Source organism: Companilactobacillus pabuli, from assembly GCF_014058425.1.
Classification (GTDB): Bacteria; Bacillota; Bacilli; order Lactobacillales; family Lactobacillaceae; genus Companilactobacillus; species Companilactobacillus pabuli.
This window is the reverse complement of the sequence record NZ_CP049366.1, coordinates 1,997,567-2,020,105: the sequence shown is the minus strand read 5'-3', so window position 1 is coordinate 2,020,105 and position 22,539 is coordinate 1,997,567. Positions and strand designations below refer to the sequence as shown.

At 35.0% G+C, this 22,539-nt stretch carries 22 protein-coding genes; 12 read left to right on the top strand and 10 right to left on the bottom strand.

Features of this window, described 5'->3' with window-relative positions:
* The first annotated feature begins 62 nt into the window (after nucleotides 1-62).
* Nucleotides 63-1,442 (top strand): S1C family serine protease, encoded by a 1,380-nt coding sequence (locus G6534_RS09830; protein ID WP_369833239.1) that lies wholly within the window; start codon nucleotides 63-65, stop codon nucleotides 1,440-1,442.
* A 67-nt stretch (nucleotides 1,443-1,509) separates the two neighbouring features.
* On the opposite strand, the gene G6534_RS09825 is transcribed toward G6534_RS09830, so the two are convergent.
* Together G6534_RS09825 and G6534_RS09820 are read right to left on the bottom strand one after the other, a co-directional pair.
* Nucleotides 1,510-2,361: an IS3 family transposase gene (locus tag G6534_RS09825; RefSeq protein WP_182083254.1), complete on the bottom strand. Its 852-nt coding sequence runs from the start codon at nucleotides 2,359-2,361 to the stop codon at nucleotides 1,510-1,512.
* Nucleotides 2,358-2,888 carry a helix-turn-helix domain-containing protein gene (locus tag G6534_RS09820; RefSeq protein ID WP_182082699.1) on the bottom strand — a complete coding sequence of 177 codons (531 nt, stop codon included), beginning with the start codon at nucleotides 2,886-2,888 and terminating at the stop codon, nucleotides 2,358-2,360. Before G6534_RS09820 ends, G6534_RS09825 begins: the two co-directional genes overlap by 4 nt.
* 486 nt (nucleotides 2,889-3,374) lie before the next feature.
* Here G6534_RS09820 and rlmH point away from each other — a divergent pair, with 486 nt between their 5' ends.
* Nucleotides 3,375-3,854: a 23S rRNA (pseudouridine(1915)-N(3))-methyltransferase RlmH gene (rlmH, locus tag G6534_RS09815; protein ID WP_182082698.1), complete on the top strand. Its 480-nt coding sequence runs from the start codon at nucleotides 3,375-3,377 to the stop codon at nucleotides 3,852-3,854.
* 36 nt (nucleotides 3,855-3,890) lie between these two features.
* Here the strand turns inward: rlmH and G6534_RS09810 are convergent, their stop codons facing one another.
* Entirely contained in the window at nucleotides 3,891-4,862 is a 972-nt protein-coding gene (locus G6534_RS09810; protein ID WP_182082697.1) for a helix-turn-helix transcriptional regulator, read from the bottom strand.
* Between the two features lie 172 nt (nucleotides 4,863-5,034).
* Here G6534_RS09810 and G6534_RS09805 point away from each other — a divergent pair, with 172 nt between their 5' ends.
* The 5 genes from G6534_RS09805 (at nucleotide 5,035) to G6534_RS09785 (ending at nucleotide 10,712) form a co-directional block, all read left to right on the top strand.
* The gene (locus G6534_RS09805) at nucleotides 5,035-6,336 is read left to right on the top strand and encodes an SLAP domain-containing protein (protein WP_182082696.1); all 1,302 of its coding nucleotides are present in this window, start codon (nucleotides 5,035-5,037) and stop codon (nucleotides 6,334-6,336) included.
* 205 nt (nucleotides 6,337-6,541) lie between these two features.
* Nucleotides 6,542-7,564, top strand: a complete 1,023-nt coding sequence (gene argC, locus G6534_RS09800) for an N-acetyl-gamma-glutamyl-phosphate reductase (protein WP_182082695.1) — start codon at nucleotides 6,542-6,544, stop codon at nucleotides 7,562-7,564.
* Nucleotides 7,565-7,581: 17 nt separating this feature from the next.
* Nucleotides 7,582-8,805, top strand: coding sequence for a bifunctional glutamate N-acetyltransferase/amino-acid acetyltransferase ArgJ (gene argJ / locus G6534_RS09795; protein ID WP_182082694.1), 1,224 nt, complete (start codon nucleotides 7,582-7,584; stop codon nucleotides 8,803-8,805).
* A 16-nt stretch (nucleotides 8,806-8,821) separates the two neighbouring features.
* The gene (gene argB / locus G6534_RS09790) at nucleotides 8,822-9,565 is read left to right on the top strand and encodes an acetylglutamate kinase (RefSeq protein WP_182082693.1); all 744 of its coding nucleotides are present in this window, start codon (nucleotides 8,822-8,824) and stop codon (nucleotides 9,563-9,565) included.
* Between the two features lie 19 nt (nucleotides 9,566-9,584).
* Nucleotides 9,585-10,712 carry an acetylornithine transaminase gene (locus G6534_RS09785; RefSeq protein WP_182082692.1) on the top strand — a complete coding sequence of 376 codons (1,128 nt, stop codon included), beginning with the start codon at nucleotides 9,585-9,587 and terminating at the stop codon, nucleotides 10,710-10,712.
* A 53-nt stretch (nucleotides 10,713-10,765) separates the two neighbouring features.
* On the opposite strand, the gene G6534_RS09780 is transcribed toward G6534_RS09785, so the two are convergent.
* The gene (locus G6534_RS09780; RefSeq protein WP_182082691.1) at nucleotides 10,766-11,275 is read right to left on the bottom strand and encodes a TetR/AcrR family transcriptional regulator; all 510 of its coding nucleotides are present in this window, start codon (nucleotides 11,273-11,275) and stop codon (nucleotides 10,766-10,768) included.
* Nucleotides 11,276-11,423: 148 nt separating this feature from the next.
* On the opposite strand from G6534_RS09780, the gene G6534_RS09775 reads away from it, so the two are divergent.
* Nucleotides 11,424-11,909 carry a hypothetical protein gene (locus tag G6534_RS09775; RefSeq protein ID WP_059074452.1) on the top strand — a complete coding sequence of 162 codons (486 nt, stop codon included), beginning with the start codon at nucleotides 11,424-11,426 and terminating at the stop codon, nucleotides 11,907-11,909.
* 36 nt (nucleotides 11,910-11,945) lie between these two features.
* On the opposite strand, the gene G6534_RS09770 is transcribed toward G6534_RS09775, so the two are convergent.
* The 4 genes from G6534_RS09770 to G6534_RS09755 form a co-directional block, all read right to left on the bottom strand.
* Entirely contained in the window at nucleotides 11,946-13,097 is a 1,152-nt protein-coding gene (locus tag G6534_RS09770; protein WP_182082690.1) for an MFS transporter, read from the bottom strand.
* An 86-nt stretch (nucleotides 13,098-13,183) separates the two neighbouring features.
* Complete coding sequence (locus tag G6534_RS09765; RefSeq protein WP_182082689.1) at nucleotides 13,184-14,095, bottom strand: PLP-dependent cysteine synthase family protein; 912 nt, start codon at nucleotides 14,093-14,095, stop codon at nucleotides 13,184-13,186.
* A 234-nt stretch (nucleotides 14,096-14,329) separates the two neighbouring features.
* A complete protein-coding gene (locus G6534_RS09760) occupies nucleotides 14,330-15,271 on the bottom strand; it encodes a nucleoside hydrolase (RefSeq protein WP_059074449.1) in 942 nt (313 codons plus the stop codon).
* A 12-nt stretch (nucleotides 15,272-15,283) separates the two neighbouring features.
* Nucleotides 15,284-15,706 (bottom strand): MarR family winged helix-turn-helix transcriptional regulator, encoded by a 423-nt coding sequence (locus G6534_RS09755; RefSeq protein WP_182082688.1) that lies wholly within the window; start codon nucleotides 15,704-15,706, stop codon nucleotides 15,284-15,286.
* 215 nt (nucleotides 15,707-15,921) lie between these two features.
* On the opposite strand from G6534_RS09755, the gene G6534_RS09750 reads away from it, so the two are divergent.
* From G6534_RS09750 to G6534_RS12315, 4 genes are all read left to right on the top strand, one after another.
* Nucleotides 15,922-16,566, top strand: coding sequence for an SDR family oxidoreductase (locus G6534_RS09750; protein WP_182082687.1), 645 nt, complete (start codon nucleotides 15,922-15,924; stop codon nucleotides 16,564-16,566).
* An 86-nt stretch (nucleotides 16,567-16,652) separates the two neighbouring features.
* Entirely contained in the window at nucleotides 16,653-17,582 is a 930-nt protein-coding gene (locus G6534_RS09745) for a DUF7916 family protein (RefSeq protein ID WP_182082686.1), read from the top strand.
* 483 nt (nucleotides 17,583-18,065) lie between these two features.
* Nucleotides 18,066-19,529 carry an MFS transporter gene (locus G6534_RS09740; protein ID WP_182082685.1) on the top strand — a complete coding sequence of 488 codons (1,464 nt, stop codon included), beginning with the start codon at nucleotides 18,066-18,068 and terminating at the stop codon, nucleotides 19,527-19,529.
* A gap of 184 nt (nucleotides 19,530-19,713) precedes the next feature.
* Nucleotides 19,714-19,848 (top strand): hypothetical protein, encoded by a 135-nt coding sequence (locus G6534_RS12315; protein ID WP_255311455.1) that lies wholly within the window; start codon nucleotides 19,714-19,716, stop codon nucleotides 19,846-19,848.
* Between the two features lie 44 nt (nucleotides 19,849-19,892).
* Here the strand turns inward: G6534_RS12315 and G6534_RS09735 are convergent, their stop codons facing one another.
* Both G6534_RS09735 and G6534_RS09730 read right to left on the bottom strand, forming a co-directional pair.
* Nucleotides 19,893-21,029, bottom strand: a complete 1,137-nt coding sequence (locus G6534_RS09735; protein WP_182082684.1) for a GGDEF domain-containing protein — start codon at nucleotides 21,027-21,029, stop codon at nucleotides 19,893-19,895.
* 116 nt (nucleotides 21,030-21,145) lie between these two features.
* Nucleotides 21,146-22,486: a DHA2 family efflux MFS transporter permease subunit gene (locus G6534_RS09730; protein ID WP_182083294.1), complete on the bottom strand. Its 1,341-nt coding sequence runs from the start codon at nucleotides 22,484-22,486 to the stop codon at nucleotides 21,146-21,148.
* Between the last annotated feature and the right edge of the window lie 53 nt (nucleotides 22,487-22,539).

Genomic DNA, 22,539 nt, shown 5'->3' with positions numbered 1-22,539 from the left:
ATAGTTTTTTCATAATTCAACGATATATTAGAATTAATAAATGTGTGGGGAAGTGAAATTGTATGAATAATGATAATCAAGACAAACCTGAATCAAGAGTAAATGATAAGAAACGTGGGAATAACAATAATAATAATCAATCCCATAACTCATTACTCAAGATGGGAATCGTTGCCTTTATTTCAGCCGCTTTAGGTGTGGTTGTTGCCTTTGCCGGTTTTACATACTTTGGTAACAACAGTTCTGATACCGCCTCAGTTGGAAATACTGCCGGCACAACGCAAGTAAGCAATACGAAGGTAAATACATCTAGTTCGATGTCTGGAGCTTATAAGAAGGTCAATGGCGCCGTTGTTTCAGTTATTAATCTTCAAAAGCAAAAGGAACAATCTAGTGACGGAGATATTTCATCAATTTTTGGTGATTTGTTTGGTGACAGTGGATCATCATCTGACAGTACCCAAGGTCAAACTGATGATAATAGCAGTAGCGATAGCGATTCTAACTCAAATTCAGATTCTTCAGATTCAAGTTCCAATAGTAATTTACAAGAATACAGCGAAGGTTCTGGTGTAATTTATGCTAAACAAAATGGCAAAGGCTACATCGTAACGAATAACCACGTTGTTTCTGGTTCTGATTCATTGGAAGTTATTTTGGAAGATGGAACTAAAGTTTCTGCTAAATTAGTTGGTACTGATGCTACAACCGATCTGGCCGTTCTAGAAATTGATGGTAGTAAGGTACCTGCCACAGCTTCATTTGGTAATTCCGATAACGTATCGCCAGGGGATCCAGTAATCGCCATTGGTTCTCCATTAGGTAGTGAATATGCCACAACCGTTACTCAAGGTATTATTTCTGCTACAAATAGAACTGTGACAACTCAAGACCAAAATACTGGTCAAGCTACTGGTGAAGCAACCGTCTTACAAACAGATGCCGCTATCAATCCCGGTAATTCTGGTGGTCCATTAGTTAACGCTGCTGGTCAAATTGTCGGTATCAATTCGATGAAATTAGCTTCAAATACTGATGGTACTTCTGTTGAAGGTATGGGCTTTGCTATTCCAAGTAACGAAGTAGTTAAGATCATCAATCAGTTGGTTGCTAATGGTAAAGTTGAAAGACCATCACTTGGTATTAGAGTCTTGGATCTTGATCAAATTACAGATTCATCACAATCAAGTTTGAAGTTGCCTGACGATGTAACTAAAGGTGTTGTAGTTTACAGCACAACTTCAGGATCAGTTGCTAAAGCTGCTGGTATGAAGAAATACGATGTTATCGTTAAACTTGGCGACAAGAAGGTAACATCAGTTGCAGACTTGCATACAGCCTTATATTCACATTCAGTCGGTGACACGGTTAATATTCAATACTATCGTAATGGTAAGTTGAATACAGCTAAGGTTCACTTGACGAAACAAACGAGTGAATAAAATGAGTAATAAATTAAAAGATCTAATCTGTGAAGTGCAATAAAAAAGTTAGACATTTTTATAAGTTTTAAGAAATCATGGATTGTTCCCTGTATTCAACAGGAGACAATCCTTTTCTTTTTAAAGAAATTCGGTCATTGTTATACCAAGTAATATATTCATCAACTAATTGCTTTAACTGATCTAAATCAAGAATGTTATACCTGTAAAGGCACTCTCTTTTGAGCAGATTAAAGAAGCTCTCGATAGGGGCATTATCGTGACAATTACCTTTACGAGACATGCTTTGCTTAATATTCATTTCTTTTAATATGTCTCTGTAGTACTTTAATTGATAATGCCATCCCTGATCTGAATGGAGGATTGGATTTAATGATGGATCTATATTTTGTTTCAATTTATCAAGTGTATCTTTAATCATTAATTCGTTTGGACTTGAACTTACTGAATAAGATAATATTTCTCCGCTGGCTTGGTCCAAGACAGCGGAAATATAGCCCCATTTTCCTTTTTGCAAGCGTACTTGAGTCACATCTGTATGTAGTACTTTTAATGGCTCTGTTTCCTTAAACTCTTGTTTTAAGATATTGGGAGCTTTCTTTCCAATATTACCTTTAAAGGAACTATAACCAGATGTATGACGCGAATAAATAGTTACTTTCAAATTTAATTTACCCATTAACCGACGTACGGTATCTGGAGAGTTTTTAAATCCGGCCTTGAGGGATCGCTTCCAGATTCTACGATAACCGTAGGTTGAGTTTGAATCATAATAAGTCTGTGTGATGAATTCCTTCAATTGGGCATATTTATCTGGCTTTTTGACTTTATTGAGACGTTCATAATATGTAGATCTTGGTAAATTTATTTTGTTTAATAGTTCAGTAAGTTTGTATTTATTAGTTAACGATTCAACTATTTTTGCTTTCTCGAGCTGTGATTGTTTTCTCTCAAGGCCTTTAGTGCTTTTAAAATATCACGATCCATTTCTGTATCATGTAATTTTGACTTTAAATCAAGTATTTCTTGTTTATATTTTTCTTCTTTTGAAGAACTTAAATGAGTTTTTTTCTTTCTTTTCGCCATTAGCGGGCGTCTCCCTCTGGGACGCCGCCTCAATCCCACAACACCATGATGATTATATATATAAATCCAAGAACTAACTTGACTAGGTGATATTTTAAAATGAATTGCGGTATCAAGACGACTGATCTCGTGTAATTTATAATATTCTATCACGGATAACTTAAAGTCTTGAGAATATTCTTTATGAGATCTTTTATTCTTTAAAGAGCTCAATCCATTAGCTTCGGCTTCGTGTACCCAATTATAAATAGGGGATTTACTCGGTATCCCATATTTTTTAGCTAAACTAAGTATCGATATTTGTCCTTCTAAATATTCATTTACCAATTTTACTTTAAATTCTGAAGAGTATTTGGTCATAAAAAAAGTGCTCCTAAAGTTGTTAGATTATGTCTAACAATTTTAGAGCACTTCATCTGATGATTAGGTCTTTTTTTGTTAGACGTTGTTTGGCATGAAAGTGTAGTGAATCATAAATTGGTAGTTTCACGATTTTTCTTGAACATTTATGAATATTTTTGAAATTTATTTCGACTTTTCAGAAAACTAATAATTAGTAGTTATCCACAAGTGATTAAAAATTGTGAATAAGTAGCTAAAAAGCCATTGAAATCACGGCATAAAAGTTTTCCACAGGGTTACCCACAGCTGTGGATAAAATTCTAATCTAAAGTATACGTTATGTATATAATTCCTATAATACTGGGAATAATAATTGTTACACAAAATTAGACAAACTTTATTTTTTTGTGCACAGTGGAATAGTCATGATAATTCGGTATTTTAAATAAATTTGGCAATAAAGGGATATTTTCGTATTATAAGGAGTAAGGAGATTTTTTTACTATGAATATTAAAATGGTTACGGTCGGGAAGCTAAAAGAGAAGTACTTTAAAGCCGGTATTGCTGAATATGCCAAGCGTTTGGGGGCTTTTTGCAAATTTCAAATAGTTGAGTGCCAAGATGAAAAAGCACCTGAAAGTTTGAGCGAAGCCCAAGATCTTAAAGTGAAACAAATTGAAGGAGAACGAATATTAAGCAAAATCAAAAACAAGGAATTTGTCATTTTGCTTGATTTGAGAGGTAAGGAGCTTACTTCTGAAGAGCTTGCCAAAAAAATTGATGACTTGTCCACTTATGGAACTTCGGATATTACTTTTGTTATCGGTGGATCATTAGGTGTCAGTCCAGAAGTTGTTAAAAGAGCGGATATGAGTATCTGTTTTGGTAAATTTACCTTGCCACATCAGTTGATGCGTTTAGTTTTAACTGAACAAATTTATCGTTCATTTATGATTATCAATCATCGAACTTATCACAAGTAAAAATTACGAAAAAAACAGCCATTTTTGGCTGTTTTTTTACTCTAAATATCTTTCATATCCTTCACGCAAAGTATCGCGAATATCGTCAGCGATAGATTTAGGAGATAGGACACGTAGAATAGTCGTTTCACCTAATAACCACAGTTTTATTCCATCCGAATAATTAACTTCGATTTCCAAAACTTTAACCGAAAATGGAAAACGATTTGGTTTATCAATGGTCTTAATAACTTTACAACTAGGAAAGATATCTTTGATGTATTCCATATAACCATAATATTCAAATTGAATGCGGGTCTTTTTACCTTGATAGCCGAAGGCCTCATAACGTGTTTCCTGACCATGATCGTGGTATTTGCTGTGATCGATTGGTAATTTGAAGTGGATTGGTTCAATATTATCCATCCAATCGATTCGAAAAGTGCGATATTCGTGTGTATCTTTGACTAAGCCGATTAAAAAGAAGTAAAGGTTATCAAAAAAGGTGTGAATCGGCAGCATTTCAATCGTTTCAATATTAGGGATTTCCGAAGGGTAACGGTCGGTATAAACGAAACGAATCTTTTGTTTGTGGTAAATGTATTGTTCTAGTTGACCCATTTTTTCGATTCGAAAACTTTCGTCGGTCAAATAATTATCAGTGATGCGTTCAGTCATAACGGATTCACTGACGACATCACGTTCTTCTAGTGTTAACATGTCTAACATTTTATTAGTCAATCGTGGTAATTCAGTACTATTTAGCGAGCGGCTCGCAATTAATATTTTAATTAATATTAATACTTGATTTTGATCTAATAAATATTTTTGTTCAATAGAATAAGCTCGACCAATTTTCTTTAACTGGAAATATTTATTGAGAACAGCACTTTTATCAAAGGCAACTTTGATTTCTTTAATTGCTCGTTGAGCGGTTCGAATAGTGATTTCTTGTTTTGCAGCGATGTCTTTGGTTTGGCATTTCTCATTTTCCAACAGTTGTAAAAATACTTCGATTGATAAATTCATTTTTGACCCCCTGAAAAATAGAGTATCATAATTGTTTAAAAATGGTATTCGTTTTTTGGGGTTTGATTTGTAAAGTTTTGGTAATGATTCTGGAAATAGATTGTTTTAAAAATTGATAATTCATAGAATAGAATTGTAATAAGAAGAGAGTCTATAAATGGAGATAGGGAAAATGAAGAATAGAACTAGAAAAGTTATCGCAGCTTCGGCTATAGCTATTATGTTAGCTCCAGCAGCACTCAGTGCTCTACCACAAAATGTTGATGCTGCAGCTGTCGGAACTGTTTCAGTTACCACACCAGTTTATGACGCAAACGGAAAAGCTACCGGACAAACTTTACCAAGCGGTAGTAGTTGGCAATTAGGTCAACAAGTTACTATTAACGGTGTTGCCCATTATCAAGTCGCAACTAACGAATACATTCCGGCTTCTGTAGTTAGAAATGTTACTGGTTCGGCCAATTCAGTTGATACAACTCAAACACAAGATCGTTGGGTGACAGATAATCCTGATGCCGGTAAGATTGCGACAGCTAAAACTACTTTAAATGTCGTTGATGTCTATGGAAATACTACTGGTGCTACTTTACCAGCTGGCAGTCAATGGAAGATCGGTAATGTATTACATGCTAACAAGATGATTTATTATCAAGTCAGCACCAATCAATATATCAATGCTCAAGATATAACGGTTACTGGACAAACTACCACAAATACAAATAGTGACCCTTATATCACCACTGATGCTCAATATGGTAAGACAGTAACTATCACTAATACTGCTAATATTGTTGACAGTAATGGAAATACTACTGGAATGACATTACCTGTTGGTAGCAAGTGGAGAATTGCCGATTTGTTATTTGTTAATGGCAAAAACTACTATCAAGTAGCCACTAACGAATGGATTCAAGATACCGACTTTACAATTTCTGGACCAGCTACTGGTTACAACGGTAGTTACATTACTGATGTACCAAATGTTGGTGGATCTGTTGGTGTAACAGCTACTAATGCTCCAGTAGTTAATGGTAGTGGAACTCCAACCGGTGCTACTTTACCAAAGGGCACTCAATGGAAATTAGGTTCAAAGATGTTGCATTATGACAAGCAAACATTCTATCAAGTCGCTACAGATGAATATGTTTCAGTCGCATACATGAATCTAGTTGACCAAACTTCAACTACAACAAATACTAATTCATCAGTTCCTACACCAAGTAATGGTTTGATTGGTACAGCTAATAAACAAATTAGAACTTACAATACAGCTACTAACGCTTATGATTTAACGTTACCTGCCGGATCAGCTTGGAAGATTTCTAAGTTGGTCGTTAACAAGTACGGTTCATATTGGGGTCAAGTTGCTACTAACCAATGGGTTTGGATCACTGACGTAACTTTGAATAGCGGTCTTAACTTGAAAGCAAACTCATATTACGAACCAGAATTTGCTACAAGCATTAATAAATAATTAAAAAACATCCTTCAATCTTTTAAAAATTGAAGGATGTTTTTTTGCCTAAATTTAGCCAATGAAAGCGATTTATAAAAGGACTGTCTAATTAGAATAATAATAACTTTATTAGAAAAACACTTGTATTTTTTAATCTTCAAGAGTATTCTAGCTATTAATTTCTACCGAGTAGAAAAAACTAGATTCAGAAAGGATGATAAGTATGAATGTTGGTCTTGTCGGTGTCACCGGCTATAGTGGCAGTGTTTTGTATGAATTACTGTTACGGCATCCCAATGTTGATAAAGTCAATTTATATGGGCATTCCCAAAAAGTAGCACAACCATTAGAAGAGGTTTTACCACAACTACGACGACGAGATAACATTTTACCTTATGATTCTGCTGATATCATGAAGAATAATGACATGGTGTTTTTCGCCACTTCAGCTGGAGTAACAACGAAATTGGCCCAACCATTTATCGAAAACGATTTTCCGGTAATTGATTTAGCAGGTGATTTCCGACTCAAAGCTGATGTCTATGAGAAGTGGTACAAAAAGCCCGCTCCTAAGAGTGAATATCTCACTAAAGCACATTATGGATTAGCTGATTTTACTAGTTCTAAGGGTTCTAAATATATTGCCAATCCTGGCTGCTACGCCACTGCAACGATTTTGGCCTTGGCTCCACTAGTTAAGTATCATCTAATCGATCCATCTTCAATCGTCGTGGATGCCAAATCTGGTACTTCCGGCGCTGGTAAGAAATTGAGTCAATCAACTCATTTCAGCCAAACAAATGAAAATCTGCAACTGTATAAGGTAAATCAACACCAACACATTCCTGAAATTGTTCAAGAATTACAAAAATGGGACAAAGAGCTACCTTATATTCAGTTCACAACAACACTTTTACCACTGACACGTGGAATTATGGCCAGTTGCTATGCAAAGGCTAAGTCAGATGTAACTGAAGAGAAGGTTCAAGAAGCTTTTTCCCAGACTTATTCAGATGACACCTTTGTAAATGCTACTGAAGGAATTTTTCCCAATCTTAAACAAGTGATTGGAACTAACTTCTGTGACATAGGTTATCAACTAAACCCTGTTACCCATCAAATCGTAATAGTCAGTGTAATTGATAACCTCCTGAAAGGTGCAGCTGGACAAGCAATTCAAAACTTTAACCAAATGTTTGAATTTCAACCAGATGCAGGATTGGATTTAATTCCAATTCTACCTTAAATTAGGAGGATTTTTTTATGCAATCATTTTTAGAAGAAACAAAAACTTATCAAGAAGTACCTTTTACTTGGCCTAAGGGTTATAAAGCTGACGGTGTTCACGTGGGATTGCGCAAAAATCCTAACAAAAAAGATATGGGCTGGTTGTACTCAGAAGTACCTGCTCAAGCTGCTGGAACTTATACAACCAACCAATTCCAAGCTGCTCCAACTAAGTTGACGAAGCAAACTATCAATCAAGATCATCTCTTGCAAGGTATGGTTATGAATACAGCCGTTGCTAATTCTGTTACTGGCAAACAAGGAATGATCGATGCCAAAAAAATGCAAAAATTAGCAGCTGACAAGATGGGAATTGATTCAAGTTTAGTCGGCGTTGCTTCAACTGGTGTGATTGGTGAAAATTTGCCAATGGATTTGATTCAAAAAGGAGTCTCACAATTAGAGCTACTCGACAACGATTTAGTTACCGAAGCAATTTTGACGACTGACACACATCCTAAGACCATTACTACTCAAATTGAAATTGATGGTAAAACTGTTACTATTAGTGGATTTTGTAAAGGTTCAGGAATGATTCATCCTAAAATGGCAACAATGCTAGGTTTCGTTGTTACTGATGCCAAGATTACTGACGGACAATTGCAACCAATTCTTAGCCAACAAGTTGATAAGACTTTCAATCAAATTACCGTTGATGGCGATACTTCAACTAATGACATGGTTGTCACGCTTGCTAACGGACTGGCTGACAACACACCGATTTCTATGGATGATGGTGCTAATTTTGAAAAATTTACGGACGCCTATAACGCCGTTTTAACTAAATTAGCTCAAGATATTGCTGAAGATGGTGAAGGATCAACTAAGTTAGTTGAAGTTAACGTTGAACATGCTGCCACTCATAATGATGCTCAAAAGGTTGCCAAAGCTATCGTTGGTTCTAATTTAGTCAAAGCAGCGATTTTTGGTGAAGATGCTAATTGGGGCCGTATCATTGCTGCTATTGGTCAGACTGATGCCGTAGTTGATATTGAGCACACGAGTGTTTGGTTGAATGATTTACCTTTGGTAGATAACAGTCACAGTGCTGATTTTGATGAAAATGTCATGAAAAATGCTTTAACTGACAAAAAGATTACCGTTTTGGTCGATTTGAATTCTGGAACTGCTACAGGGCAGGCTTGGGGTTGCGATTTAACTTACAATTACGTCCGTATCAATGCCACATACAGAAGCTAAAATACGAGGTAAAAAGATGAAGAAGATAATCGTAGTAAAGATAGGTGGTAACGCTAGTAATAAGTTACCGTCGACATTTTTTAAGCAAATTCAAACTTGGTGGCATGAAGGTAAGCAAGTTTTGATTATTCACGGTGGTGGACCACAAATTTCCAAATGGAGTGACAAATTACATTTAGATGTTGAAAAAATCAATGGTGTAAGAGTAACTGATCCGGAAACTTTAGATGTTACTAAAGCTGTCTTATTAGGACTGGTCCAACCAAAATTATGTCAAAGCATAGCGGATTTTGGGTTACCCGTAATAGGTTTGAATGCTAGTGATAATCATTTGCTAGAAGGAAAGTATTTAAATCAGTCTGAATATGGTGAAGTAGGAAAAATCACAAAAATCAATATTGCTTGGCTTTTACAAGAAATGCAAAATAAAATCGGTGTTTTAGCGCCACTTGCACAAACTCAAACTGGAAATTGGTTAAATGTAAATGCTGATACGGCTGCAGCTACGATTGCTAGTCAATTGAATGCAGAGTCATTAGTGTTATTAACCGACGTTCCTGGTGTTTTGAAATCTGGAGAAGTGGTACCTGAATTGACCGAAACATTTGCCGATGAATTGTTTCAGCAACATATTATTAAATCAGGGATGATGCCTAAGATCAAAGCATCGTTTTCTGCTTTAAAAAATGGCGTTCATCAGACTTTTATTACAAATGACTTAGGACGACCTGGAACACAGTTCCAATACGTAGAAAAATAATAATTTGGAGGAAAGATTAATGGAACATGTATTCCCAACATACGCACGTTTTCCATTTGATTTGGTAAAAGGAGACGACGTTTATTTAACCGATAATCACGATAATAAATATTTAGATTTTACTAGTGGTATTGGTGTTTGTAGTTTCGGTTATAGTAATGAAATTATTCAAGAAAATGTTCAGGCACAATTGCAAAAGGTTTGGCATATTTCTAATTTATACGAGAGCCAAATTCAAGACGATGTAGCAGGTCTTTTATGTAATGATGACCAATTAGCTTTCTTTTGCAACTCTGGGACTGAGGCTAATGAGGCAGCTTTCAAATTGGCACGTAAATATACTGGCAAATCAACGGTTTTGGCTTTTAATAATGGCTTTCATGGCCGTACTTATGGATCAATGTCATTGACTGGAAATCCAGATATTCAACAAGGTTTTGCTCCTCTAGTACCTGATGTATTATTTGCTGACTATAACGATAACAAAGCGTTAGAATTGATTGACAATAATCTAGCAGCCGTTATTTTAGAAGTCATTCAAGGTGAAGGTGGCGTTTTTGTAGCTGATAAAAAGTGGCTAACCGATATTCAACAAGTTTGTCATGATAACGGCGTTTTGCTGATTGTTGATGAAGTTCAAACCGGAATTGGTCGGACAGGGACAAAATTTGCCTTTGAACAATTTGGATTGAAACCTGATATTATTACTTCTGCCAAAGCTCTAGGTAATGGGATGCCAATTGGAGCAATGATTGGGAAAAAGAAGTTAGCAATTGCTTTTGGACCAGGAAGTCATGGAACTACTTTTGGTGGCAATAAAATTGCTATGGCTGCCGCTAAAGGAGTCCTAGAACAATTAACACCAGAATTCTTGGATTCAGTTCAGAAGAAATCAGAACACCTTTGGGATAAATTGAATACTGAAATCAAGCCTTTGGCTAAAGTAACTGCTGTGACTGGCTTAGGTTTCATGATTGGTATTCACTTGGACGAAAGTGTGCCGGTTAATGATGTGATCATTCAATTGCACGAAAAAGGGTTATTGACGCTTTCGGCTAAGCACAATACTTTGAGATTGTTGCCACCATTAGTGATGAGTGAAGAAAAATTAGATGAAGGACTTGAAATTATTAAGTCAGTATTATAAAAAAAATGTTCTTAACGTTATTAGATTGTATCTAGTAATGTTAGGAACATTTTTTATTTTGATGAAATAAATTTAGAGAATAAATTCATTGATATTTTAGACATTTCTGAAACTGAAACATTCATGTCTTGATCAAACCAATATTTAATCAGACCTGAAAACCCATAAAATAGAAAATACCATTCTGAAGAGGAAAAATTATTTCCAAATGCATGATTAGTTGCGTTAAATATTGGTGAATTTAGTCTTTTCAAAAGTCCCTTTTTCTTTAAAAGCATAAAAGAATCTTTGTGTTCATAAAGTTTAGAAAAAACTAAAGTGAATTTTTGATCCATAGATAGGTCATCAGAGGAAAAGGATTTTAATATTTCAGTCGTTATTTCTTGAAAAAATTGATCGACAATATCATAAATATCGTGATAATTACGATAAAAAGTAGAACGATTTATATTACATTCTTTACAAATTTCAGATACAGTAACTTTATCTATATCTCGTTTTTTTAAAAGTGAGAAAAAAGTTTGATTGATAATTTTTCGAGTATATCTTCTTCTAATATCCATAGATAGTTGTCCCTTTTATGCATCAGATTTAGAAATATGTTGTTGAAAACAACACGGCATACTAATTGTTGATTGTTTATTGAATATATATATCATATACTTTCAAACATTGTCTATGAAACATTGTTGCAAAAATAGGAGAAAATATATGAATTTTACTAGCTTATCACTCCCATTCTATCAATTAATTGTGGGAGCTGTTATTTATATTTGTTATTTAGGATTCGTCATGTTTGGCGGTCTTCGTAAAAAAAAAATTAAACCAATCCATTTCATCTTGATGGTAATTATATTATTTTGGGCATTAACTAAAACTTACAGTGGATTAGGTTCATTTTGGAGTAACGTAGATCTAATTGTTGTGCTTATCATAGCCGTAGCTAAAGGTATTACGTTAGGAAATAAAAAGCAAGTTAAGATGATTAATGATAATTATTATATTTGGCATGAAAAAGAGTATATCTTGTTATGGTCAGCTTTCTTTATTGGAAAAATACTATTTACATTGGTATTAAGTATTTTGTTTAAGGTTAATATACCTATATGGCACATGGTTGCATACTTCTTTGTTTATTTCACAGTAAGAACTCTTATAATTATAAAATTGTATCCTGAAGCTTTTAAAAGAAAATAAAAAATGAGTTTGGAATTTTTATCCAAACTCATTTTTTTATGCCAACAATTTTTTGTTTGACCAATAAACTAAAACAATCAAAGGCAAGGTAATCATCATCATTGGGTAGAACCACGAAATTGGCAAGAAATCACTGATCAAACCACCAGTAATTGGACCTAATGACATTCCTAAGTCGACACCGATATAGAAGGTACTGTTAGCAATTCCATGTTCGTGAGGTGAAACTACCATCAAAGCTTTAGCTTGGCAAATTGAGAACATTAAACCATAGCCGACAGCTAAACCTAGGGTACTGATAATAAGGAAGAACCAATTGGTTAAATGTGTTAAACCAAACAGTCCAACTAAGTTTCCAATTAAACTGATTTTGATAAAGGTTTTGAAAGGAACTCTATCAAAGAGGTCGCGCATTGATAATCGTAAAACTAACAAAATAACTGCATAAATTGGGAAGAATATTCCTGCTGAGACAGAGAAATGTCTTTGAGCAATATAACTAACTAAGTAAGTTTGAGTGGCAAAATATGGTAATGAAAACAGCAACAAGATTATTGCAATTGGCACTACTTTAGGTTGAACGATTTGGAGATGTTTTTTGGTTGTAGGCTTAGCGGATTTTGTTGGTAAACCACGATTGCTGACAAATTGAATAATTATTATCAGTAATAGACTACAGAAAGCAGCTAACCAAAATGATGATTGATGACTGACGTGTTTGTATAGGGAAATACTAATAGCAGGACCGCAGGCCATTCCTAAAGCATTGGCTAAACCGTAAATTCCCATACCAGCACCAACACGGTTAGTTGGTAGTAAATCGGCAATCCAAGTCGACATACAAACGGAACAAAGTGTGTAACCTAGTCCGTTGATGATTCTCAAAGCAGTAATAATGACCAAATTAGTAGTTAAACCATAGCCAAGATTAGCTAGTAGTAAAAAAGAAGCACCAATCATAGTTAATTTGTATTTGGAAATTCGATCAGTTAGATTACCAGCAATTGGTCGTAACAATAGTGAAGTGATGTTCATAATACCGGCAATTAAACCAGCAATAGCACTAGTAGCACCAATGTTCTGTGTGAATTCAGCAATAATTGGTGTAATAAGCATCGAGGACATCATATAGAAGAAACTAGCAATTAAGACTAGCGTGACATTCGGGGTGTATAGTTTTGTTTTCATAAAAATCCATCGCTTTCAAAATATATAACCTATAAACTATACAACCATGAATCACTTTTTGTAAAACTTGTTTTAATTTTCAGAAATTAATCATAGATACCTTTACTCAAGTATCTCTCGCTAGAATCTGGAAAAATTGTCACGATATTGGAGTTGTCAGGTAAGCTTTCCGCAACTCGTAAAGCAGCAGCTAATGCTGCACCACTAGAACTACCGGCAAAGACGCCCTGATTTTTAGCTAACCATTTAACGTAATAGAATGCGATGTCGTCACTGATAGTCTCAACGGAGTCAATATTTATGGAATTAAAAAATGGTGGAACGAATTCTACGCCAATACCTTCGATTCGATGATCATGTTCGACACCACCATTTAAAATTGAGCCCTCTGGTTCAACAGTAATAGCTTGCATGTCGGGATATTTTTCTTGTAGTGCCTGCGTGACGCCGACAAAAGTACCACCACTACCGGAACCGGCAACTAAGGCAGTCACGTTAATACCTTTTAAATCGGCAATAATTTCGGGACCAAGTGTTTTGTAATAAGCTTCGGGATTAGCAGGATTTCTGAATTGTAGGGGTACATAGGAATTTTCTATTTCCGAAGCTAATTCTTGAGCTTTTTTGATAGCACCAGTAATTCCTTGTGAGCTAGGTGTATGAATAATTTGAGCGCCTAAAGCCTTCATTAGGATTTGTTTTTCTTGACTGAATTTTTCAGGGACGACCAACTTAACTGGGAGATGATATTTTTGAGCTGCTAGTGCTACACCAATACCTGTATTACCAGCAGTTGGTTCAATAATTGTAGTATTTTTGGTGATTTTACCCTTTTTAAGGCCATCTTCAATTAAATTAACGCCTAGTCTGTCTTTGACTGAGCCGCCAGGATTGAACATTTCTAATTTGGCATAGATATTGACGTCATTAGGTGCTGTTATATCCAATTTTAATAAGGGTGTATTGCCGATTGTTTGATAAATATTGTTCACTAACATTTTTCCATCTCCAAAAGAGTATACAAAAAGGGTGCAGACGATTAAATCTGCACCCTTTGCACTCTGATTTTTAGTTTTACTTTAGGATCTAAAAGTAGACACGCAAATCAGTGGGTTGCAAAAGATGCAATCCACAACAACAACTATTCAAATTGAATTGATTTACGTTAATCATGTTTAGTCCTCCGTTAAAATTATGATTAGAGAATAGATTAAAAAAATTTAATTGTCAAATTATTTTTTGTCGTAACTAGCGATTGAATCAAAGATAAACTTAACGAAGGCTTCGCGGTCAACGTCTTCAAGAACTTTGATACTGTTCTTCTTTTCTGAGTCAACACGACGGTCTGGGTAAGTCATACCACGATATTGGTCGTTAGTTAATGAAACATCCATTGAATAGTTAGTGCTCTTTGTAAATAGTTCTGGGGCAATCAAACTAATAACGGCACAAGCATCGTGGATTGGAATTTTAGTCATACCGATTGAGCTTTCGTGACCGGCATAAATATCAAGAATTGAACTGGCCATAACGCCGACATGTCCAAGGTCTTTGATCTTTGAAATTTCATCCATTGTCACATAGGCTTTGTTTTCAGTTAGGTTTAAGCCAGATAGAGTAATTGGCAAACCAGAATTGAAGACGATATCCATAGCTTCAGGATCTACGTAAGCATTGAATTCAGCAGCTAAAGTGATATTACCTTGAAGAGTTGAACCACCCATGATGTAAATGTGTTCAATGTTTTCTTTAACATCTGGGAAAGTCTTCAAAAGCAATGCTACATTAGTCAATGGGGCTGTAGCAACAAGATTGATTTTTTCATCACTGTTGATGATCTTGTCATACATGTATGTAACGGCGTTATGACTCTTAATAGGATAGTCAAGACTGTTTTCTGGGAAGTCGTATCCATCCATACCAGTCTTACCGTGAACGTGGCTAGCTGTTTGGATTTCTTTAACTAGTGGAGTAGCTTGACCAGCTGCTAGTTCAGCGTGAGAACCTAAAAATGTCAATAACTTTTGAGCGTTTTGAGTAACGTAGTCTAGTTGAACGTTACCACCAACGGTAGTTACACCAATCAAATCAGCCTTTTCGGGATGTGCAAGTAAAACTGTTAGAGCAATCGCATCGTCAATACCAGGATCACAATCCATAATTACTTTTGTCATTAAATCCTTACCTCACTTTTTTAATTTTTGGGGGATTTTTTTCAAGGCGTGCACGAAACTGTGTCTTTCCAAAGTACCTAAAGTTGAAAGAATCATTTGGTCATTTTGATCCATAAAATTCTCGATAGAATCTTGCATAGCTTTAGATTTATCGGACAAAACAATTCGTTTTAAGCGTGAGTCATTTTGAACAGTGCGGCGCAATATTAAGTCGTTTTTTTCCATTGTTTTCAAAATATTAGTCGCCGTGGAGCGTCGAATGTTAAATTCTTGTTCGATATTCTTTTGATAAATATGTTCTTGATGATTGTTAGACAAATAGTGAATTATTTGTACTTGAGTTCCAGTTAGACCATATTTGTGAGCAAAGGAATTAATCTCTCGAGAAATTTCATTCGATGCAACCTTAAGTAAATGAGCCACATCACCCGTCATAAAACATCCTCCTTAGAGCTTTGTGTTACGGAATAATTATAACATCATGTAATAGTTTCTGAGAGCCAGCTTGTAGATTAGTTCACAAAAATTTACTTATTGTCATTTTATTTTATATTTTATAAAAATTGTTTGGATTACGAGAAACATTCTTTGTATTAATTGAAAAACTCTCCTATATTGAATTATAGAAACTAACATAGGGGGAAAAATTAATGGCTAAAGTTTTAATTTTAGGTGCTAACGGAAAGATTGCCCGCTTAGCAGAACATATTTTTGTTGATACAACAGATACAGACTTAAAGTTGTATCTCAGACACGCTGAACGTTTGAGAGATTTTGCAGATTCTCATACTTTAGCTGAAGCTGTCGAAGGTGATGCCACCGATACAAATAATCTAGCTGATGCTATGAAAGACGTTGATATGGTATATGCTAATTTAGCTGGCGATAATATCGAAACTCAAGCACGTGCTGTTGTTGAAGCAATGCATGCAGAAAAGAAGACACGCCTAGTTTGGATTTCAACATTAGGTATTTATGATGAAGTACCCGGAAAATTTGGTGAATGGAATAAGAAAGTTTTAGGCGATTACATCACTAACTATGCTGCAGCTGCCAAAGTTATCGAAGATTCAGATTTGGATTACACGATTATTCGTCCAGCTTGGTTAACCGACAAACCAGAAGTTGATTACGAAGTTACTCAAAAGGGTGATTCATTCAAAGGTACTGAAGTTTCAAGAAGATCAATTGCTCAAATCGTAGTTGATATTGCCCAAGATCCTGACAAATATAGCCGTGAATCAATTGGTGTTAATAAACCTAATACTGATGGTGACAAACCAGCTTGGTATTAATTAATTTAGAAGCGTCGTTATAAAGCGAAGCTTCTTTTTTTGTGCTAAAGTTTAATTTGAAATCGGTTGCAAGAAGGAGAAAATAAATGGTTAAAAGATTAATTAGTGCTAATTCTAGTGAAATGTTAAAGATGAATGGAAAAGAACTAAAACAAAGTATCAAAGCTAGCGAAGGTCGAGTTGTTTTGAGCGAAAATGTTGTTGTCCATGAACCCTTGGATGGTATTACGACTTCAGAAATGGCCGCAGCTTTTGGAGCAGATATGATTTTGTTGAATGTTTTTGATGTTTTCAATCCTTTAATTTTGGGACTTTATGAAGGAGAAGGAACACTTGCCACAGCCAAAGTTCATAACGATGGTAAAACGATTAAAAAACTGCGAAAACTAGTTGGTCGGCCAATTGGTGTAAACCTTGAACCAGTTGATCCTAATGCTGATATGTTGGAAGACCGTTTAGAAATTCCAGAAGGACGAATGGCTAGCGAAAGAACACTACAAGAGGCTGAAAAATTAGGCTTTAATTTCGTTGTTTTGACAGGAAATCCGGGTACTGGGGTTACGAATGAGCAAATTGCTAAAAATATTGTTACTGCTAAAAAGGTTTTCTCAGGGTTAGTAATTGCTGGGAAGATGCATGGTGCTGGAGTTGATGAAGCGGTAGTTAGTGAAAAAGCCGTTGAGCAATTTCTCGAAGCAGGTGCAGATGTAATTTTGGTTCCAGCAGTAGGGACTGTTCCTGGTTTTGATGAAACTGAATTGAAGAAAATCGTAAAATTAGTTCATCAATCAGGAGCTTTAGTGATGAGTACGATCGGTACAAGTCAGGAGGGTTCAGGCAGCAGCTTTATTCAAGATATTGCTATCAGGAATAAGATTTGTGGCGTGGATATTCAGCATATAGGTGATGCAGCTTGGGGTATTCAATCACCAATTGAAAACATCTTTGCTCTAAGTAAAGCAATACGTGGTGAACGTCACGCAATTGTGAGAATGTCACGTTCAATCAATCGATAATTCAACATTTATTAATCGTTATAACGTTATTTTACAAATAGAATCAGAATACTCATTTGGAAAAATATTTTCGCTTACAATGAAAACTTATTTTTGCTAATGATGACTCAAATCTTAAATAAAAACTATTAATGATCAAGAAGAATTGAGCTGTTTAAATATAAAAGTAGTCTTTCCATAATCAATTTGGTATATAAATTAAATGTAAACGCTACCTTTTATATATCCTGTAGAGACGGCAATATATGACATTTTGTATATTATTTTGCCTAATAAAGTGGAAGACAAATTTTTGAAATTTTAATTAAATATATTTAGAAATACTCAAACAAATTTATATAAAATATTAAGTTAGTCAGGCAATTAGTATTGAGAAAATTAATTAAATCAAGTTGAAAAAGCTAAAAAAATTTCAGAAAAAACTTACCAAATCAATTTTTTTCTGGTATATTAACCTACTGTTGTAACAAAACGGAGGTAAATATGAGTAAAACTCAAAGAATTAATACAAAACCTCTTCATCCGTTACTCGCATTGATGGGTGTTCTGATCGGTGGATTCGTTGGTATGTTCAGTGAAACATCACTAAACATCGCTCTTCCATCTATTATGAAAGCTTTTAATATTGAAACAGGTACTGCACAATGGTTAGTTACTGGTTATATGCTAGTAATTGCGATTGTCTTGCCACTTTCAAGTTTATTGACTAAACACTTCTCAACTAGGGGATTAGTTAGATTTGGACTTTGGGATTTCATCATTGGTTCAGTTGTTTCAGCTATTGCCGTTAGTTTCCCAATGCTTTTAGTCGGTAGAATGATTCAAGGTATCGCTACTGGTATCATTTTGCCATTAATGTTCTCAATTGCTATGAGAATATTTCCACCTAATAAATTGGGTGGAGCTCTTGGTATGGCAGCATTAGTTATTATGTTTGCGCCAGCCATCGGACCTACAATTTCTGGTATTATTTTAGGCGCTTTGTCATGGAGATTCATTTTCTGGTCATTCATCATCTTCTTGTTGATTGGATGGGCCATCATGGAAAAGAATCTAACAAACGTCTTTGAAGTTACAAAACCAAAAGTTGATTGGCTAGCAATTATTCTTTCAACAATTAGTTTTGGTTTGATCGTCTTTGGTATTAGCTTCTTAAGTTCAAACATGGCAGTCGCCTTGATTGCTCTAGTAATTGGTTTGATTTTCTTAGTCGTTTATATCAGACAACAACTTCATGCAAATGTTCCAACTTTGGACTTTACAGTTCTAAAGAAACCTGAATTCGTTACTGGTTCTGTTCTAGTAATGATCAACTTTGGTATCACACTTTCAGCAATGTACCTATTGCCAATGTATCTTCAAAATGGTTTAGGTGTCGCCGTTGCTTTGACAGGTATTATTATGTTGCCAGGTGGAGTCATTAACGCGGTTGTTTCATTTGGTGCTGGTCGTGCTTACGATAAAATTGGTGCTAAGATGATGTCACGTCTTGGCTTCTTGATTTCAATCATTGGTTCAGCAATGTTCTTATTCAGTAATCAAAACAGTTCTATTGGTTACATCATTGCAGCCCACATTGTTTTGATGATTGGTGTTCCACTAGCTATGTCACCATCACAAACTTATGGTTTAAATTCACTAGATGCCTATCAATCAGCTGATGGTTCAGCTATTATCAATACTTTCCAACAAGTTATTGGTGCGGTTGCTACAGGTATCGCCACAATTCTTTTGAGCACTGGTCAAAGTACTTACTTTGCAAATGGTGGACATTCTGCAAAATTAGCATTTACTAATGGCGCTCACTACGGATTTGTGTTTACATTAATATTAGCTGTTTTTGGATTCTTATTGGCATTCCGTGTGCACAATAAGGCTAAAGAAACAGTAAGTTCCAAACAAGCAGAAACTTCTCCTGAAAAAGGCGAAAATACTGTAACTGAATAGACTAGTCGCAAAGTTTTTCAGTAAAAAACAATTGATACAAAAAAGAACTGATCAAGATGGTAATTGATTAGTTTTTTTTATGCCATGAATGTAAATTTGAGGTTGAAAAATATAACCGATTCTCTTATAATAATAGGGTTAATAAAATAAGTTAAATGTAATAACGGGAAGGAGGGTTTTTTAGATGTCACAAAATACACATAAAGGTATGACTGGCCACCGCCGTCCTGTAAACCAAAAAAATGGTGCAGAAAAACGCGCTAACACACAAGCTGTTCTTGACTTCTTGAAGAGCCGTGAAACAAAAGAATCAAAATAATTAGTAATAAATAAGAGCTGACGGAAAATCCGTTAGCTCTTTTTTTATACGGTTGTAATTTTATTACGGCCATTTTGTTTTGAATGATATAAAGCTTTATCGACACGTGAATAAAAATCAGTTATTGAAACATCGTGAGGACTAATTTCTGAAACTCCAAATGAAGCAGTGATGTTAATGTCGTTTTCTTTGAGGTGTATTGTTGTTGAATTGATAGCTGAGAAGATCTTGTTAACAATATCAGTCGTTTCTTCAACCTTGTAGTTAGGAAAAATGACGTTAAATTCTTCACCGCCAGTTCGGTATAACTTAATTTTAGGATCACTTTGTTTGAGTACTTTTTGAACGATTTGAACGACTTCTTTTAAAACCGCATCACCAGCTAAATGACCATAAGTATCATTGATATTCTTGAAGTGATCGATATCAAACATCATCATGGTAAATTTGGTATTAGGTTGATTGTCCTCTTTGAAGATGGCTCGAAGATCAATGTCAAAAGCATCGTAATTAAAGGCATGTGTGAGCCGATCATGGGTAGCATCTCTGAATAAAGAGGCTCTTGATTCTAGGTCAGAGAACAAGACAGCAATGTATCCAATCGTAAATAATTCCATAACGAATAATGAAGTTAGTTGATGAATAAACATAGGATTACTGATGTTAAATTTAATTTTGGCAAAAAACCAATAAAGAGATCCAAAGATGACACTAGCGATTAAATATTTGAAGAATGGAAACTTGTTTTTGGTGTGATTTTTAATATAGTTCAAAGCTTGATAAAAGACGATCAGATCAAATGATAGACACCAAGATTCCCAACTCGTTAGCGCTGAATTTAAAACCATGAATGCTAACAATATCAAAGGGAAGAAATAGTAATAATAGTGTTTGTTGGCACTGAGAATCACTGTATAGAAAATAACTGAAATTAATTCAAAATTAATATAGATCCAAGAATGCTGTACGTTTGTAGCCGTTATTTCCATATAAAACAGAAGCGACATGATGTAAATGACTCCCAAAGCAGCTCTTAAAGAATAGGAATCATAATGAACCGCCATCTTATTGAGAAGAACTTTGATACCGGAGAATAATACTTGGAAAACTAAAAAGGCTCCTAGGATATAAAATAGACTCGGTAATAACGAAGACACGTCTAGAAATGAACTAGTTAACAAATATTAATTCCTCCTCTTTATGATATATAACAATTATAATTGTATTTACATAGAAAATTAACAGTCAAACCAAACAAAATATCCTATAAAGAGGCGAACTCTTTATAGGATATTTCTTAGTCCAAAGTTTCAGAACGATGTAATTTAAATGTCAAAATAAAGGCTACAATCAAGAATCCCAAACAAGCTAGGAATCCTGCTTGTATACCAACGGATTGATTGACTGTACTGCCAGTAATGATTTTGTCGGCCATTGTGATAACGGCAATGATAATCGCTGTTCCAAAGGAAGCGGCAATTTGTCTGAGTGTATTGAAAGTTGCTACACCATCGGACAAATATTTCTTAGGTAAGGCACTCAAGGCTTGAGTTTGAATAGGAATCAAGATCAAGACTAAACCTAACTGACGAATCATTTGCCCTAACGTTAACATTAAAACTGATGCATTAACATCGATTACAGCCTGCATAAAGGTACCAAAACAGTCAATTAAAACACCAGTAACAACGATACGTCTAATGGGATATTTATCGAATAGACGGCCACTGACGGGTGACATGAAACCAGTTAAAACGGCACCTGGTAATAAGGCCAAACCAGAAATTAACGGACTCTTGTGTAAAATATTCTGAATCATCAATGGTAGTAAAATCGTATTTCCGTACATAGTCAAAACAATTAACATATTGATGGTTGTAGCGACTGAGAATTGTGAATGTTTAAAAATTTCAAAATTAATAATGGGACTATCAGCTTTATTTTCCATAATTGAGAAAATAACAATTAGTATTAAACCGATGGCTGTGAATCCTAAAACGTTGAAAGATAGAAATTGAGATTGACCAATGTTTGAAAAGCCAGTTAAAAGGAAGAGTAATCCTAAACTGATCGTAATCAAACTTGGAACGTCGAATTTGGGATTTTCACTCGTTTCAACTTGTGGTAGTTGAAAAATTGATAACAGTACGACCGCAATGATAAATGGCAAAATCAAAATGAATAAGTATTGCCAAGGGAAGTACTGTAAAATCACACCTGACAAGGTTGGACCGATAATAGGAGAGAAATTAAAGGCTAAGCCAATAATCCCCATAACGGCTCCTTGTTTGTCTCTAGTAGTGTATTGCATCGCTAGGACGTTAACTAAAGGCATCATCATTCCAGTTCCGATAGCTTGAATCATACGACCGATGATAACTAGCATAAAGGTGTTAGCAATTGCCCCAAGGATTGTTCCGACTAAGAATATTGAACTAAAGGCAATAAATAGATGCCGGAAAGAGAATTTCTTAATAAAATAGGCACTCGTTGGAATCATAATTGCGTTGACCAACGTGTAGCCATTCGTCAACCACTGTACAGTAGAAGAGTTGACATTAAAGACGCGCATAAAAGTAGGTAGAGCTGTGTTCATCAAAGTAGAGCACAAAACACCGAAGAAGGTCCCGAAGACCATGATAAATAGTGATTTCTTAATTTGTTTTGACAATTTAGTGCTCCTAATCTAAA